16 protein-coding genes and 1 riboswitch are annotated in these 16,250 nt (G+C 40.4%); of the genes, 15 read left to right on the forward strand and 1 reads right to left on the reverse strand.

The features are described from left to right. The first annotated feature begins 143 nt into the window (after positions 1 to 143). From PBF_RS12290 to PBF_RS12360, 15 genes are all read left to right on the forward strand, one after another. A complete protein-coding gene (locus tag PBF_RS12290; protein ID WP_035330090.1) occupies positions 144 to 1,034 on the forward strand; it encodes a superoxide dismutase in 891 nt (296 codons plus the stop codon). A 224-nt stretch (positions 1,035 to 1,258) separates the two neighbouring features. Further along, positions 1,259 to 2,407: a D-alanyl-D-alanine carboxypeptidase family protein gene (locus PBF_RS12295; protein ID WP_035330091.1), complete on the forward strand. Its 1,149-nt coding sequence runs from the start codon at positions 1,259 to 1,261 to the stop codon at positions 2,405 to 2,407. Continuing rightward, positions 2,400 to 2,987 carry a nucleoside recognition domain-containing protein gene (locus tag PBF_RS12300; RefSeq protein ID WP_035330092.1) on the forward strand — a complete coding sequence of 196 codons (588 nt, stop codon included), beginning with the start codon at positions 2,400 to 2,402 and terminating at the stop codon, positions 2,985 to 2,987. The genes PBF_RS12295 and PBF_RS12300 overlap by 8 nt, the downstream gene beginning before the upstream one ends. Positions 2,988 to 2,994: 7 nt before the next feature. After that, on the forward strand, positions 2,995 to 3,531 hold the full coding sequence (locus tag PBF_RS12305) for a spore maturation protein (protein WP_035330093.1): 537 nt from the start codon (positions 2,995 to 2,997) through the stop codon (positions 3,529 to 3,531). Positions 3,532 to 3,741: 210 nt separating this feature from the next. Next, on the forward strand, positions 3,742 to 4,467 hold the full coding sequence (gene rluB / locus PBF_RS12310; protein ID WP_035330095.1) for a 23S rRNA pseudouridine(2605) synthase RluB: 726 nt from the start codon (positions 3,742 to 3,744) through the stop codon (positions 4,465 to 4,467). Positions 4,468 to 4,652: 185 nt separating this feature from the next. After that, positions 4,653 to 5,177, forward strand: coding sequence for a thiol-disulfide oxidoreductase ResA (gene resA, locus PBF_RS12315; protein WP_035330097.1), 525 nt, complete (start codon positions 4,653 to 4,655; stop codon positions 5,175 to 5,177). A 19-nt stretch (positions 5,178 to 5,196) separates the two neighbouring features. Next, the gene (gene resB, locus PBF_RS12320) at positions 5,197 to 6,828 is read left to right on the forward strand and encodes a cytochrome c biogenesis protein ResB (RefSeq protein ID WP_035330098.1); all 1,632 of its coding nucleotides are present in this window, start codon (positions 5,197 to 5,199) and stop codon (positions 6,826 to 6,828) included. Between the two features lie 12 nt (positions 6,829 to 6,840). Beyond that, entirely contained in the window at positions 6,841 to 8,022 is a 1,182-nt protein-coding gene (gene ccsB, locus PBF_RS12325) for a c-type cytochrome biogenesis protein CcsB (RefSeq protein ID WP_035330099.1), read from the forward strand. A gap of 176 nt (positions 8,023 to 8,198) precedes the next feature. After that, positions 8,199 to 8,915: a response regulator transcription factor gene (locus tag PBF_RS12330; protein ID WP_035330100.1), complete on the forward strand. Its 717-nt coding sequence runs from the start codon at positions 8,199 to 8,201 to the stop codon at positions 8,913 to 8,915. Continuing rightward, positions 8,912 to 10,696 carry an ATP-binding protein gene (locus PBF_RS12335; protein ID WP_035330101.1) on the forward strand — a complete coding sequence of 595 codons (1,785 nt, stop codon included), beginning with the start codon at positions 8,912 to 8,914 and terminating at the stop codon, positions 10,694 to 10,696. Before PBF_RS12330 ends, PBF_RS12335 begins: the two co-directional genes overlap by 4 nt. 250 nt (positions 10,697 to 10,946) lie before the next feature. Next, positions 10,947 to 11,498 carry an RNA polymerase sigma factor SigX gene (gene sigX, locus PBF_RS12340; RefSeq protein WP_035330102.1) on the forward strand — a complete coding sequence of 184 codons (552 nt, stop codon included), beginning with the start codon at positions 10,947 to 10,949 and terminating at the stop codon, positions 11,496 to 11,498. Continuing rightward, a complete protein-coding gene (locus PBF_RS12345; RefSeq protein ID WP_035330103.1) occupies positions 11,473 to 12,735 on the forward strand; it encodes a hypothetical protein in 1,263 nt (420 codons plus the stop codon). Before sigX ends, PBF_RS12345 begins: the two co-directional genes overlap by 26 nt. A 215-nt stretch (positions 12,736 to 12,950) precedes the next feature. Then, entirely contained in the window at positions 12,951 to 13,850 is a 900-nt protein-coding gene (locus tag PBF_RS12350; RefSeq protein ID WP_035330104.1) for a peptidoglycan DD-metalloendopeptidase family protein, read from the forward strand. Positions 13,851 to 13,918: 68 nt separating this feature from the next. Further along, entirely contained in the window at positions 13,919 to 14,731 is an 813-nt protein-coding gene (locus PBF_RS12355; protein ID WP_035330105.1) for a histidinol-phosphatase, read from the forward strand. Between the two features lie 151 nt (positions 14,732 to 14,882). Continuing rightward, positions 14,883 to 15,054: riboswitch (FMN riboswitch) on the forward strand. Between the two features lie 161 nt (positions 15,055 to 15,215). Beyond that, a complete protein-coding gene (locus PBF_RS12360; protein WP_035330106.1) occupies positions 15,216 to 15,800 on the forward strand; it encodes an ECF transporter S component in 585 nt (194 codons plus the stop codon). 133 nt (positions 15,801 to 15,933) lie between these two features. Here the strand turns inward: PBF_RS12360 and PBF_RS12365 are convergent, their stop codons facing one another. Then, complete coding sequence (locus tag PBF_RS12365; RefSeq protein WP_026584182.1) at positions 15,934 to 16,182, reverse strand: ferredoxin; 249 nt, start codon at positions 16,180 to 16,182, stop codon at positions 15,934 to 15,936. Positions 16,183 to 16,250 lie beyond the last annotated feature (68 nt).

Genomic DNA, 16,250 nt, shown 5'->3' on the forward strand with positions numbered 1-16,250 from the left:
AAATGGAAGTTGAAGAACAGCAGGCAGCTGTTCTTTTTTTGATGGCGCGTTATATGCAGATTTCCTTTTTCAGTGGAAAACGGACAAACTTTCACTCATACAAATAAAAAGTGAGCCATTATAGGAAGCGAGTGAGGGATTGTATGAGTAAAATGGAAGATTACATTAAGGACGTTACAAAATGGAACAAAGAGCTAAGAGATTTTTTAGACTCGGAGGATGTTGAACAAAACAATGAACTGTGGCAGAGGCTTGATCATTTTACTGAAATTATGGATGGAATAAACGGCCCCCTGGATATAGAAGGTTTGGAAAAGCTGCAGGAACAAGTGGACTCTCTTCATTCCGATATGGAGAATTATTTTTCCAATAGACAGCAGCTTGGAAATATCTATATGAATGAACCGTACATTTCTGCGGGAAAGCATATTTTACCCCCGCTCCCTTATGATTACAGTGCACTTGAACCGCACATCTCGGCGGAAATTATGAGGCTGCATCATGATAAGCATCATCAATCATATGTGGATGGATTGAACAAAGCGGAGGTAATGCTTCAAAATGCCAGAAATAATAATGATTACAGCCTCGTAAAACACTGGTCCCGCGAGCTCGCCTTTCATGGCTCCGGACATTATTTGCATACGATTTTCTGGAATAATATGAGTCCTGAAGGCGGAGGAAGCCCGTCCGGGGCCCTCCTGAAGGAAATAAACAAATACTTTGGGAGCTTTGAGAAATTCAAAAGCCATTTCACTGAAGCAGCCAAGCAGGCAGAAGGAGTGGGCTGGGCAATCCTGGTGTGGTCTCCAAGAGCGCGCAGGCTCGAAATACTTCAATCGGAAAGACATATGCTTTTAACCCAGTGGGATACAATCCCTCTGCTGGCTTTGGATGTATGGGAACATGCTTATTATCTGCAATATAAAAATAACCGCGGAGATTATATTAAAAATTGGTGGAATATTGTCAACTGGAAGGATGTGGAATACAGGTATTTAAAAGCATCTGAATTAAAATGGAAGCCATTCTAAATAGGAGCAGGAAGAAGTAAGAGGGGATTACAAAAGAGTATTCCCCTCATTTTTGATGTACAAGCTATTCCAAACTCTCATTACAAGTCAAACATTATAGTCATATCACTACTTGTCCTGCATAAACTTGTACAAATAAATGAAAAACATGCGGCTCCTCCCTTGTGGGGAGATCATGTATTTCGCTCTATCTGACATCCACAAAGGAGACGGGGTTTTGTGCAATGAAAATGTTTAGCAGGCTGATGGCCATAGCTTTGGTCACCGCGTTGATGATGAATTTTCCTCAGAAGACAGAGGCTTCTGTTTCAGTAAGTGCCCGGAGCGCAATATTAATGGAACAGGATTCTGGCCGTATCCTTTACCAGAAAGAAGCTAATGAAGTGAGGAGAATAGCAAGCATTACAAAAATCATGACAGCAATTCTGGCCATAGAATCCGGAAAAATGGACGATATGGTTAAAGTAAGTGATCGTGCTGTCAGAGCGGAAGGGTCATCGATATACCTAAAAGCAGGAGAAAAAATAAAGCTCGAAGATCTGGTTTACGGGCTTATGCTTCGTTCAGGCAATGACTCTGCAGTCGCAATCGCAGAGCATGTCGGCGGAAGCCTTGAAGGATTTGGCTTTTTAATGAATAAGAAAGCTGAAGAAATCGGTATGAAGAATACCCATTTTGCAAACCCGCATGGACTGGATGATCATGAAGACCATTATTCGACTGCATATGATATGGCTTTGCTGACCAGGTATGCAATGAATAATGATACTTACCAAAAAATTGCAGGAACAAAGGTGCACCGTGCACCAAATCCGAATGAAAGCTGGGACAGGGTGTGGAAAAATAAAAATAGGCTCCTGACTGAATTATATGAGTATTGCACAGGGGGGAAAACAGGATATACAAAAAGGGCAAAGAGAACTCTTGTAACAACAGCATCGAAAGGCAATCTAAATCTGATTGCAGTAACCTTAAACGGGCCGGATGACTGGAATGACCATATTAATATGTATGAAACAGCTTTTAGAGCCTATGATTCTGTGGAAGTCCTTCCTGAGGGAATTATATCGGATATTGATGATGAATTTTATAAAGGCAGGGTTTATATAAAGCATTCATACAACTATCCTGTTACAAAAGAAGAGAAAAACCAATTTAAAATTGATATCAAGCTGCTAAAGCCTGAATCAGAATGGGAAGACGGCAGGACAACACCTGAAGTGGTCGGTCAGGCAACCCTGTATTTTGAAGATCAGCCAATTAAAAAGCTCCCAATCTATTATAAGCATGATGAGGTAAAAGAGGATAAGTCGCTATTAGACTATTTTAAGGGTCTTTTTACCTCAATTGCAGGAGTGAAGACAAATGGTTAATATTATTTGGGTGATGCTTACCGCTATAGGCTTAGTTTTTGCTATGATAAACGGCACCATAAATGAAGTGAACGAAGCTATTTTCAATGGTGCGAAAGAAGCGGTCACGTTATGTATCGGCCTAATTAGCATTCTTGTTTTTTGGCTTGGCATGATGAAAATTGCAGAGGACGCAGGATTGCTGAATAAACTTGCTTCCTTATTCAGACCAATTGTGAAAAAGCTTTTTCCAGAAGTGCCCGGTGATCACCCGGCAATGGGATATATGCTTTCGAACATGATGGCCAATATGTTCGGCCTGGGAAACGCAGCTACCCCTCTCGGCATTAAAGCTATGGAAGAGCTGAAAAGATTGAATGGGGGGAAAAATGAAGCGAGCCGTTCTATGATAACCTTTTTGGCCATCAACACTTCAAGTCTGACTTTAATTCCTACAACCGTGATTGCCATACGGATGAATTATAATTCTGCCTCGCCCACCGATATCGTAGGTCCTACTTTAGTGGCTACTTTCTGCTCTACATTGGCCGCAATAATGATTGACCGTTATTTCTATTACCGAAGAACGCGAAAAGGATGAGGTAAGAATGGAGATTGTGTCAGCTGTTTCCCTTTGGTTAATACCTATTTTAATAGGCTTTATATTAATATATGGAACATTTAAGAAAGTTCCTACCTATGAAAGCTTTACTGAAGGCGGAAAAGAAGGTATAAAAATTGCTGTATCCATTATTCCTTTTCTTGTTGGGATGCTTGTAGCCATATCGGTTTTCAGGGCTTCCGGCGCCCTGGAGTATTTTATGAATCTGATCAGGCCCGGACTTGAAGCGTTTGGAGTGCCTCCTGATATTGTACCCCTGGCTATCATTCGTCCGATCTCTGGGACTGCAGCACTTGGAATGACCAGTGACTTAATTGCTGTCCATGGTCCCGACTCCTTCATAGGCAGGCTTGCCTCAGTACTGCAGGGCAGTACAGATACAACTTTTTATGTCCTGACAGTCTACTTTGGAGCAGTAGGAATCAAAAAAATGGGAGATGCCCTTAAAGTCGGGCTGCTGGCCGATTTGGCAGGCATCATAGCATCCATTGTGGTCGTAACACTTGTTTTTGGCAGTATGTAACCATTAAAGAAATGATCCAGCACAAAAGATGCCCGAGTGAGGGTATCTTTTTTATTTTACTTTCAAATTCCAACTTTCAGTAATTACTGTTTATTTCTTACCTAAGCTGTTTTGATAATGGTTTGCTTTGAAAACTTGACGAATTATGTCATAATTCATTAGGAGTGAAAAAGTATGAAGTATTGTTAATAAAACTTTGAGGTGACATAAATGGAAAGATTGCAGAAAGTTATTGCCCATGCGGGGGTTGCTTCGCGAAGAAAAGCTGAAGAGCTTATGGCTGAAGGACGTGTAAGGGTTAACGGAAAAACAGTAAAGGAACTGGGTGTTAAGGTCTCTCCATCTGACCGTATTGAAGTGGATGGAATACCGTTGGAAAGAGAGGAGCCTGTTTATTTTCTTCTCTATAAACCAAGAGGCGTAATTTCAGCCGTTTCCGATGATAAGGGCAGAAAAGTCGTTACAGATTTCTTTGAGGGAATCAAACAAAGAATATACCCTGTTGGAAGGCTGGATTACGATACATCCGGAATTCTCATTCTTACCAATGACGGGGAGTTTGCAAATCTTTTAATGCACCCCAGCAATGAGATCGAAAAAGTCTATGTTGCCAAGTTGAAAGGCATCCCTTCAAAAGAAAAAATGAAAAGCCTTCAAAGAGGTATCGTGCTTGAAGATGGAAAAACAGCACCTGCCAAAACCAAGCTGTTATCGATGGATAAGAAAAAACAGACAGCTATTGTGGAAATCAGCATTCATGAAGGACGCAACCGCCAGGTCAGGAGGATGTTTGAAGCCATTGGCCATCCTGTTCTGAAACTGAAGAGGGAGAGATATGGGTTCCTTACCCTGCAGGGTTTATCAGCGGGGGATGCAAGAGAACTTACTGCCCATGAAGTTAAGCAGCTCCGGACACTTGCGATGAAGAAGAAATAGTCAGATATTAGAAAAATTCATAGAAGTGTCACAGTTACGCTAATTTGTAAACAATATAGGTATGATGAAAAATGCTATAATAGTAAACAGCTATGAGGCAAAATTATTTTCTATATGTTACATATTAATTTGTTAAGGTACGGTCTTTTAGCCTGAATAGGATGCCTTAGGAGGGGAAGTTTTTTATGAAAAAGCAGCGTCTGGTAATGAGAACAGTCATATTGCTTGTCCTTGGTGCTGCAGTGGCATATACGCTATACGCTAATTTTACGAAAGATAAAATTCAAAAGGTTGCCGTCGGAGAAAAGGCACCTGATTTTGTTCTGACAGACATGGAAGGAAATAAACACAGATTATCCGATTATGAAGGCCAGGGTGTTTTCCTGAATTTCTGGGGTACATGGTGCAAACCTTGTGAGAAAGAGATGCCATATATGAACAACCAATATAAGCAATTTAAAGATGAGGGTGTTCAGGTTTTGGCAGTTAATGTCGGAGAGACAGATTTAGCAGTAAATAAATTTTCTGAGCGTTACGATCTGGCTTTCCCGATTGTGATTGATAAGGATAGCCAAGTCCAATCGGCTTACGGAATTAATCCTCTTCCTGCCACTTTCCTTATTGATAAAGATGGAAAGGTTGTCAAGTATATTACAGGAGAGATGACGGAAGAAACGATCAAGAACTATATGGAACAGATTAAACCATAAGTTACGGGGAGTTTTATATATGAAAGAAGTAAAATGCGACTGCGGCCACGTTAATCCCATAGGTACGATACTATGTGAGTCGTGCGGCAAGGTATTGGAAGAAAAGGAAAAAGACAAGAAACTTCTCGATATGCGGTATGAAGGCAGTGCACGCCGCTCGCAAACCTATAATAAAACGTTAATTGATAAAATTTGGAATTTCTTCTCATCTGTTAAGGTTGGAGTCTGGCTGATCGTAATAACGCTGATAGCATCAGCCGTTGGAACAATACTGCCTCAGGAGATGTATATTCCGCCAATCATGCCAGCTGAAGAATATTACGAAGATCAATATGGCTGGATAGGTAAATTATATTACGATTTAGGATTTCATAACCTTTATAGCTCATGGTGGTATTTGATTTTGATTGCCTCAATTGGCATTTCGCTTGTAATATGCAGTCTTGATAGAGTTGTCCCTTTGTATAGAGCTTTAAAAAAGCAGAAGGTAAGCCGGCATGAAAGCTATTTGCAGCGCCAGAGGGTTTTTGGTGCGTCACAGACCGAAGACACTGATAAGGCATTCACAATGGCAAAAGAAAAATTAAAATCCAAGAAATACAGCATCAGAGAAGAGAATGGAAACATCCTTGCCGAAAAGGGACGCTTCTCAAGATGGGGGCCATACGTTAACCATGTGGGCCTTATCATATTCTTAATCGGCGGAATGCTCCGTTTTGTACCGGGCATGTATGTTGACAAAATTCTTTGGATCCGCGAAGGCGAGACCAAGGTCATTCCGGAAACCAATGGTGAATATTACCTTAAAAATGATGGCTTCATCCTTGAAATGTACGATAAAGAGAAAGATAAAGAAGTGTTTGGAGAAGCGATTGATAAAGCAGGAATGGTAGCTAAAAATTATCAGTCCAATGTCACTCTTTATAAAAAACAGGGCGATACTGTTGCAGGAGAAGAGGCAGATCTCAAGAAAGTTAAGGACTATGAAATTAAGGTAAATAAACCTCTTAAGTTTGAGAACTTTGCATTATACCAAGTAGATTATAAACTTAATGAGCTTAACAAAATGTCATTTGCCCTTACAAATAAAAAAACGGGTGATGAATATGGGGATTTAACAGTCGACCTGAATCATCCTCAGGATGAATATGATCTTGGAAATGGCTATAAAGCGGAAGTTGTCAGCTATTTTCCCGATTTTGAATTTGATGAAAATGGGGAACCGGTTACAAAGTCCAGAATCCCTAATAATCCTGCCTTTGTTTTTAAAATGTTTACACCGGATAAGCCTGATGGAGAAATTAGTTTTGTTGCGATCAGACAGACTATTGAACCGTTTGGCGATAATGAATACAAGATGGCCTTTAAAGGCATAGATACTAAAAATGTATCGGCTTTGACCGTCCGAAAAGATTTAACATTATGGATTATCGCATTGGGCGGCGTGATTTTCATGATAGGTGTTGCACAGGGGTCTTATTGGAACCATCGGAGAGTTTGGCTGCGCCGTGTTAATGGAGAAGTGTGGGTAGCAGGACACACTAACAAAAACTGGCATGGACTTAAAAGGGAAATTGAAGCAGCATTGGATGGAACCGGTATTAAGATGCCGGAAGATCAGCTGCAAAATCAAAGTGAAAAGAAAGGCTAAGGAGGAATCTGAGTGGTTACAATAAGCAGCAATTTACTATACACAGCTTTTATCCTCTATTTAATTGCTACTGTCTTTTTTGCCGGCTCTATAAAGGATAAGAACAGAACGAAAAAAGGGCCAAACAGATGGGCAGCAATTGGATTATGGATCTCGATTTTCGGGTTTGCTGCACAGCTTGGCTACTTTATTACAAGGTGGATTGCAGCCGGGCATGCGCCTGTCAGCAACCTTTTTGAATTTACAACATTCTTTGGAATGTCGCTTGTTGGTGCTTTTATAGTGATTTACTTAATTTATAAAACACCTATTTTAGGAGTTTTTACGCTCCCGGTTGCGGTACTGATGATTGCTTATGCAAGTATGTTTCCGCGGGAAGTTTCACCGCTGATTCCAGCTCTGCAGAGTGATTGGCTTCACATTCATGTTACTACAGCTGCAGTTGGTCAGGCTATTTTGGCTGTAAGCTTCGCTGCTGGATTAATTTATTTAGTAAAATCAGTAGATCAAACTAAGCAAAGCAAACAGAGATTCTGGCTGGAAGCTGTTATGTTTGGCTTGGTTTGTACACTTGGGTTTATTATTATAAGCTCAAGCTTCTCAGCTTCAGGCTACAAAGCTGAATTTAACTGGATTGATAAGAACGGTCAGGAAGATGTCCTGGAATATCATATGCCTGCTTTAACAGGTCCTCACGAGGGAAAGCTGATTACGGAAGGTAAATTTGAACCGCTGGCGGAAATGCCTGCAATTATTAATGCAAAAAAATTAAATACCGTTATATGGTCTTTAGCTTCAGGTGTCATTCTGTATCTTGCTTTAAGGCTGATTCTCCGCAAAAGGATTGGAGCTGCACTTCAGCCGCTAGCCAAAAATATTAATCTTGACTTGGTTGACGAGATCGCTTACCGTTCAGTATTAATCGGATTTCCGGTCTTTACACTCGGAGCTTTGATTTTTGCCATGATATGGGCTCAAATCGCCTGGACTCGTTTCTGGGGATGGGATCCAAAGGAAGTATGGGCTCTTATTACCTTCCTGTTTTATGCAGCTTACCTGCACCTTCGCCTTTCAAAGGGCTGGCATGGCGAAAAGTCTGCATGGCTTGCTGTAATCGGATTTATCATTATCATGTTTAATCTGGTTGCGGTAAACCTGGTCATTGCCGGATTGCACTCCTACGCTGGATCATAACAAGAAAAGCGGAAGCGCCATGCTCATCCCCGACACCCGAGGGGGTAGGCTGCTTGCGCCAGACAGTTCTTAAAATTCAAAGATAATGATTCTGATATTAATCATACAAGCCTTCACTTCACAATAGTGAAGGCTTTAATTAAAGATTTTTTATTGAACGTTAGGGGGATTTGAAAATGGAAAACCAAGTGAAAATATTGCTAGTGGATGATGAAGAAAGAATCCGCCGTTTATTGAAAATGTACCTTGAGCGTGAAAATTTTTTAATTGATGAAGCAGAGAATGGAAACCAGGCTTTGTCAAAAGCCTTGGCAAATGATTACGATGTCATTCTTTTGGATTTAATGATGCCCGGCAAAGACGGCATTGAAGTCTGCAGAGAACTGAGAGAGAAAAAAGCTACTCCTGTGATCATGCTTACAGCTAAAGGGGAAGAAGTTAACCGCGTACAGGGCTTTGAAGTCGGCACTGATGATTATATCGTAAAGCCTTTCAGTCCAAGGGAAGTTGTGCTGCGCGTGAAGGCATTATTGCGCAGATCTTCTAAAACTACTTACCTGCAGACAGAAACAACAGCAAAAGATGTAATCGTATTTCCTCATTTAACGATTGATAATGATGCTCACAAAGTATTGGCAGATGGTAAAGAAGTCAGTTTGACGCCAAAGGAATATGAACTTCTCTATTTCCTGGCCAAGGCGCCGGATAAGGTATTTGACAGGGAGCATCTGCTTAAAGAAGTATGGCATTATGAGTTTTTTGGAGATTTGAGAACAGTTGATACTCATGTAAAGCGCTTGCGTGAAAAACTGAATAAAGTTTCTGAACAGGCAGCCAGAATGATTGTCACCGTTTGGGGAGTGGGCTACAAGTTCGAGGTTATTAATGAATGATGCTCTTTAGGAGTGTTGCCGGAAAGCTTTGGGGCACAATTCTTTTATTAGTTTCCTTTGTACTGCTGATCTTAACAGTCATGCTGCTGGAGTTTTTTGAGAATTACCACATAAATGAAACAGAAAAAGGATTATCGAATACTGCCCATAAAATAACGCGAATTTTAAAAGAACATAATCGTGAAGTCGGTTTGGAGATTTCCTGGGAGCTTGTCGATGATGTTACAAAAGTAGTTATTATTAACTCGCCAACAGAGTACTACTATTCTCCAAACCATACCGATTCATTAAAGCTGCCCATTTCCTACCTCACTGAGGAAGATGATTTAAAAGAAGTTCTCACGGAAGATAAGACTGTAAAAAAAGTAACATCCGTTAATCCAGAGTATACAGACGTATCCGCAGATGACGACAGCAAAATTCTTATCATTGGAGTCCCGCTTGAAGGTGAAGGCAGCAATGGAGCTGTTTTTATTTATCAGTCCATCGAGGTTATGCATGAAACATTGCGTTCAACGACCAAGTTCATTTTGCTGGCTGCTGGAGTTGCCATCATTTTAACAACCATCTTTGCTTTTTTCTTATCGACTAGAATCAATGCTCCGCTAAGAAAAATGAAAGAAGCGGCCTTTGAGGTAGCAAGAGGTAAATTTGATACAAAAGTTCCGATTCTGACTAATGATGAGGTTGGCGAATTAGCCATGGCTTTTAATCAAATGGGCAGACAGCTGAAATTTAATATGAATGCTTTAAGCCAGGAAAAAGAACAGCTGGCAAGCATATTAAGCGGGATGGCCGATGGTGTAATCACCTTCAACCGGGATGGAACGATCCTGATCACTAATCCTCCTGCAGAGAGGTTTTTGCAAAGCTGGTTTTATGAGCTGGATGACATTGAGAATAATACAGAGGAAGTCCCTTCCAAAGTAATGGAGCTCTTCCAGCTTGCAGTTAATACCGAGAAAGAACAGATTGGCGAAATTTCTATACAGGGACGTTCCTGGGTGATAATCGTCAGCCCTCTTTATAATAATAAATATATTAGGGGAGCGGTTGCAGTTATCAGGGATATGACTGAGGAACGTAAGCTTGATAAACTCCGCAACGATTTTATAGCGAATGTTTCTCATGAATTAAGGACGCCAATTTCAATGATGCAAGGGTATAGTGAAGCAATCGTCGATGATATTGCCGGGACGGATGAAGAGAAAAAAGAGATGGCAAGTGTCATTTATGATGAATCCCTGAGAATGGGCCGGCTTGTGAATGAATTGCTGGATCTTGCCAGAATGGAAGCCGGGCATATTCAGCTGACAATGGAAGAAACTGATGTAAACTCCTTTCTGCAAAGAATCACCAGGAAATTTCAGGGGCTCGCTAAAGAGAAGGAAATTATTCTGGAACATGATTTGCAAAGCATAGGTTTATCGATTCAACTTGATCCGGACAGAATAGAACAGGTTATGACCAATCTGATTGATAATGCCATCCGGCATACCCCTCATAACGGGGAGGTTAAAGTTATCGAACGGAGTGATGAACGGGGACTGTTTATCGAAGTGAAAGATTCTGGCTCGGGAATCCCCGAAGAAGACCTGCCGTTCGTATTTGAACGTTTTTACAAAGCCGACAAAGCAAGAACACGGGGTCGATCCGGAACTGGTCTTGGACTAGCAATTGCAAAAAATATTATTGAAGCTCATAAAGGACATATTACTGTTCAAAGCAAGACCGCTCATGGTACGACATTTTCAATATTTATCCCTCGAAATGATGAATAAATACGGGAATTGTGGCGATTGTTCTTGATACACGGGAAACAATTAATTATATGCTGGGGAAGGAGATGCAAGAAATTTCCTTCCCTTTATTTTTGAATTATAATGAAAAGGTATTGGCTGTATAAAAAGGCAAGGGAGTAATCCTTCACCCAAACAGGCTCTTGCGCTTTGCGGCAAAATAATAATATAGTTAAACTGTAACTTTTTTTAGAGAGAGAACGACTATTTTATTGAACGGGGAGGGGAATTCATGGACTCCGTTTTTGATGAACTTTATAAAAAATACCATCAGGACGTTTTTCAATTTCTTTTTTATATGGTCAAAAACAAGGAACTGGCTGAGGATTTAGTCCAGGAAGTCTATATAAGAGTATTAAAGTCATATGAAAGATTTGAAGGGAAAAGCAGCGAAAAAACGTGGCTCTTTTCAATTGCGCGGAATGTTGCCATTGATTCCTTTCGCAAGCAAAAGGGCTGGAAACAAAAGATTATGGAGAAATTTGACTGGTCAACTCAGCAGGTGAAGGATGATCTCCCCTTGCCTGAAGAAATTGCTGTTCAACGGGAAGAAATTCAGATGATCTATCGCTGTCTGGATTTATGCACCATTGACCAGAGGCTTGTCATTATTATGAGATATATACATGAACTCACCATTATAGAAACAGCTGATTCACTTGGCTGGACTGAAAGTAAGGTGAAGACAACACAGCATCGCGCGTTAAAGGTGCTGAAAAATCATATGGAACATTTTAAGGCAAAGGAGGGAATGGATAATGAAGGAATCAAAGTGGAGCGATGAGCAGCTTCAGGCATTGCTGAGCCAGATGCCTGAAATTAAGGATAATCGTGACCCGAGAGAAATTTATCAAACCATAGAAATCAAGATGGGCAAACAAAAGAAAAGAACATGGATCCTGCCTGCAGCAGCAGCTGCTGCTGCATTGCTCCTGCTCTTCATTCTTGCCCCAAACCTTATGAATTGGCAGGAGTCTGCTGATAAGCACGTCGAAATTCAATCAGATCAGACACAATCATCTGAACAAATAACAAGTGACAATAACAGCATATCTGAAGCGAAAGACGGAGAGGCAGACCCGGAACCTCTTGCAAAAGAAGAAGATCCACAAGAGGATCATGCGCAGCTTTCCGGTGACCCGGAAAAAGAATCCAACGATGATATAAGCATGAAGTCTGTTTCATCCGAAGCAAGCCCTACTGCCGTTTATGAAGAAGACTTGGCAGGAAAAGAAGTCCTGACCTATGCAATTCCGGATAAGGAGGCTCAAAATATTGTACCTGTCAGCGTTCTGGTTGATGATGACCCGGGCAGGACGAAATTTGCTCTGTTTGAAGACACGATGAGCAAACTTACTGAAGATGCATGGGGTTTGGAAGATTATTATCCTTTAAAAGCAAATTTAACTCATGACCAGGAAAATAACATCCTGACAGTTGATGTCCCGGTGGATCACCCATATAGTAATTCCTCTTCCTCAGAGTTACTTTTAGAGAAGGTTTTGGCGAATATAATGAACAATTTAGATTTAGAAAAGATTGACCTCAGAACGGAAGGGGAAGTCGGCATTGAGTTCGGCCATTATGGATATATAGACGAATTTATCCCGGAAAATAGCACTGGTAACTTAATTTATTATTTCTTATATCCCAATGGTGCTGATTCAACACCATTCCTGGTCCCATTAAGAGAACAGTTCAATTCCGTAAAGGATGCTCTGGCAGCCATGAAGAAAAATCAAACTGAAAATAATTTACAGGCATCCATACCGGATGATATTGATTTTGAAATAGAAGAAATAAAGGATAGCAAACTCATAATCCGTTTTAATAATGAATCAGAAATAATTGATAATGCATCAACGCTTCATGCGATCGAAGCAATCCTTCTTACTGCAAAAGACTTCGATTTCGATACGGTCAAATTGGAAAATGCAGATGTTGATAAAATTGGCAAGTTTGATCTTACTGAGGAATTAAAGGTACCGGTAGCAGCTAACAAACGAGATTTGCCAAATTAGAAAGGCGGCCCAATGTGGCCGTCTTTTCCATTTTAGGATAAAGTTCCTCCATATCTGCATAAAAACCATACTGCTGGAAGAATACTAATCACTGTGCTTTTAAGAGCTTTATTGTTAATTGTTCTAAAAGAGTACAAGCTGTCATAGTGTGAAAGAGGGTGCGGAAAAAAAGGCACTCGTACGGATATTTCAGCTGACATCATAGGAGGAAAAGAATGAAGGATTACATAAGGCGTTTCTTTATCGCAGGAATAATGGCTCTTTGTGTGAGTCTGCTATTTCTGGGAGGGAAGCATTCTAAAGCTGCTGAGCCAAAAATTTCTGAGTTGACAGAGCATTGGGTGTGGCCGGCAGATGGTGTAATTACGGACACGTATGGGACAAGAAATGGTCAGCATAAGGGCATTGATATTGCTGGAGAGTCCGGCTCTCCGGTTTATGCTGCTGACGCTGGAATTGTGTCCAGGTCGTATTACTCGGAAACGTACGGAAATGTGATATTTATTAAGCATAAAAACCAAACTGAAACAGTATACGCCCATTTGAATAAACGATTATCTGCTGAAGGTGAGAAAGTTGCGCTCGGACAGAAAATCGGAATGATGGGAAGCACGGGTGACTCTTCAGGAGTCCATCTTCATTTTGAAATACATACACAGGCATGGACCTCTGATAAAATAAATGCAGTTGATCCCACTGTGGCATTTGGCATGGGAGAAGTTGGACAAGCTGTAAATGCAGCGGTAAGAAATGAAAACGCACGTGAAGTTTCAGCCCGTCCGTCTAATTTTGATTCGGGTCAAATAACAAATGATTCAGGGGAAACCTACCATATAGTTAAAACCGGGGAAACATTATGGACCATCGCTGCACATTATAATCTGCAGCCCGGAGCTATTGCCGGTTTAAATAATATTAATCCTGATTATATTTTTACAGGTCAAAAGCTGTTGATAGAACCCGTCAAAATTAGCGAATACACTGTTAAACAGGGAGATACTTTAACTTCTATAGCGAAAATGCATGATACAACAGCAGAAGCTATTATAGAGTTAAACAAAGCAAATTCAGATGTTATAAAAATTGGACAAATTCTAATCATTCGCAAAAAATAGAATAGAAATGATTGCAGTGCTTTACTCCCTTAAAGTATAATGGGTAAAAAACTGGGGGAGTTAGAGAAATGCTTACAGACTATCATAATCATCTTGAAAATGGCACGTTAAGCCTGGACTATTTAAAAAAATTCACAGATGCTGCAGCCCAAAAAGGGATTGAATCTTTCGGAATTTCGGAGCATGCATACCATTTCTATCAGACAGCAGACATTTTGCAAAATCCATGGGTAAACGAAAGGCGCTTTTATGATATGAAAGACTATGTGAATGTTTTTCATGAAGCGTGGAGTAATAATATAGATGTGAAAATGTCAATCGAAATGGACTACACGCCGGGCAAGCATGATGAAATGGCGAAGTTCATTAACAGTTACTCATTTGATTATGTGATTGGATCCATTCATTGGGTTGGGGATTTCGGCATAGATCTTGCTGAATTTAGAAAAGAATGGGATAAACGGGATCTTTATGATGTGTATCGTAAGTATTTTGATCAAGTGGTCACATTGGCTGAATCAAATTTATTCGATATAGTAGGTCATTTAGATCTCGTGAAAATCTTTAAATATGTGCCCCAGGACGAAGAGTTTTTGCTGGAACAGTACGATCGTGCAGCAAATGCACTGGCAGAATCCAAGACATGTGTTGAGATCAGCACAGCCGGTCTGCGAAAGCCAGTGGGTGAATTATATCCGGACAAACGGCTCCTGCAGAAATGCTATGAGAAAAATATACCGGTTGTTCTTTCATCCGATGCGCATTTTCCTGAACATGTAGGTGCCGATTTTGATAAGGCAATTGCACTTGCAAAAGAAGTAGGATATCAGTCCATCATGACTTTTTCCAAAGGAGAAAGAAGGGAATATCCGCTTGGATAATAACAAAAGGGACGGCAGATTGCCGCCCTTTTATTGTATGATCCAAAAAAAAAAATTGAGTAGGTATGGACATGGATATATGTATCAGTTAAACAAATTCCTTCACAGAATAACTTTTTTTCAGTATAATTAATCTGTAATAATAAATACGGTCTATCTTCGGGGCAGGGTGAAATTCCCGACCGGCGGTGATGGGTCAGTTTTGACTCTAAGCCCGCGAGCCTGAGAGAAGCGTTTTGATCAAAAAACACTTTGCATTTAATTGGGCAGGATTTGGTGCGATTCCAAAGCCGACAGTACAGTCTGGATGGGAGAAGATGGAGGTTCTGCAGACGTTCAAAAAATGCAGGTTTTGAACGTTATTAAGCGTGCCTTTGTAATTATCCCTCAAGTTATTTTTAGCTTGGGGGTTATTTATTGCGAAGAATTGCTTAGCCGAACCTTTCTTCTATAGGAGAGATAGTCCTAAAAAGGAGAGAGGAACTTGAAAAAACTTAATATCAAATCAATGGTTGCCATCGGAATGCTAAGCAGCATCTCTTACGTATTAATGCTGCTCAATTTTCCAATCCCGCCGTTTCCGCAATTTTTGATGATTGACTTCAGCGATATTCCTGCATTAATCGCAGCGTTAATCTTTGGCCCGGCGGCAGGAATTTTAGTGGAGCTTATTAAAAATATTCTTGATTACTTTATGACAGGGAGTGCAACAGGTGTACCTGTTGGACATATTGCAAACTTTGCGGCAGGCATTTTGTTCGTCTTGCCTACTTATTATGTTTACAGCAAGCTGAAGACAAAAAAAGGCATGACGTTTGGGCTCGTAATCGGCACCATGGTTATGGCTGTCATCATGAGTGTGCTTAATTACCTTGTCATACTGCCGGCATATACATTCTTCCTGAATTTCCCGGCAATGTCAGCGCCTGAAATGAGAACCATGATTGTGACAGGGATTTTGCCATTCAATATTTTAAAAGGTTTTATTATTTCAATTGTTTTCATGCTCATTTTTACACGCATGAGAACCTGGGTAGAGAAGCAGGCTGTAATGAAAAGTGCAGCATAATATATAAAGTAAAGCAGCGGCAAATGTTCCGCTGCTTTTTCAATTTGATTTGAATTGAAAAATATCATAAAAAACTCCCTTTCAAGTTGAAAGGGAGCAGTAGCTTAACAAAGATTAGAGTATGGCTGAAGAATTATTCGTATTTAAGCGGATCGCCATCAAAAGCGTCATCAGCAACTTTGATTGAATCGGTTGGACAGCCTTCGAATGCATCCATCATATCGTCAATTAATACATCTGGAATCTCAACGATCCCCTGGTTATCATCAAGGGTAACAAATGCGATGCCTTCATCATCATAATCATAAATGTCCGGTGCAGCTGCGCCGCAAGCTCCACATGCAATGCATGTTTCTTTGTCAACAATTGTATACTTTGCCATGAAAAAAACCTCCCAAGAATTAAACAATTAATCTTCCATCAAGATGATGGTAACTCATTCCTCACATT

Origin of the sequence: Cytobacillus firmus DS1, assembly GCF_000565285.1 — a bacterium.
Taxonomy (GTDB): domain Bacteria; phylum Bacillota; class Bacilli; order Bacillales; family Cytobacillaceae; genus Cytobacillus; species Cytobacillus firmus_A.

Coding starts and splice junctions, on each gene's coding strand:
- resA (WP_035330097.1), top strand. CDS start 4,653: ATGAAAAAGCAGCGTCTGGTAATGAGAACAGTCATATTGCTTGTCCTT.
- resB (WP_035330098.1), top strand. CDS start 5,197: ATGAAAGAAGTAAAATGCGACTGCGGCCACGTTAATCCCATAGGTACG.
- sigX (WP_035330102.1), top strand. CDS start 10,947: ATGGACTCCGTTTTTGATGAACTTTATAAAAAATACCATCAGGACGTT.
- PBF_RS12300 (WP_035330092.1), top strand. CDS start 2,400: ATGGTTAATATTATTTGGGTGATGCTTACCGCTATAGGCTTAGTTTTT.
- PBF_RS12330 (WP_035330100.1), top strand. CDS start 8,199: ATGGAAAACCAAGTGAAAATATTGCTAGTGGATGATGAAGAAAGAATC.
- PBF_RS12290 (WP_035330090.1), top strand. CDS start 144: ATGAGTAAAATGGAAGATTACATTAAGGACGTTACAAAATGGAACAAA.
- PBF_RS12355 (WP_035330105.1), top strand. CDS start 13,919: ATGCTTACAGACTATCATAATCATCTTGAAAATGGCACGTTAAGCCTG.
- PBF_RS12335 (WP_035330101.1), top strand. CDS start 8,912: ATGATGCTCTTTAGGAGTGTTGCCGGAAAGCTTTGGGGCACAATTCTT.
- rluB (WP_035330095.1), top strand. CDS start 3,742: ATGGAAAGATTGCAGAAAGTTATTGCCCATGCGGGGGTTGCTTCGCGA.
- PBF_RS12365 (WP_026584182.1), bottom strand. CDS start 16,182: ATGGCAAAGTATACAATTGTTGACAAAGAAACATGCATTGCATGTGGA.
- PBF_RS12350 (WP_035330104.1), top strand. CDS start 12,951: ATGAAGGATTACATAAGGCGTTTCTTTATCGCAGGAATAATGGCTCTT.
- PBF_RS12295 (WP_035330091.1), top strand. CDS start 1,259: ATGAAAATGTTTAGCAGGCTGATGGCCATAGCTTTGGTCACCGCGTTG.
- PBF_RS12345 (WP_035330103.1), top strand. CDS start 11,473: ATGAAGGAATCAAAGTGGAGCGATGAGCAGCTTCAGGCATTGCTGAGC.
- PBF_RS12305 (WP_035330093.1), top strand. CDS start 2,995: ATGGAGATTGTGTCAGCTGTTTCCCTTTGGTTAATACCTATTTTAATA.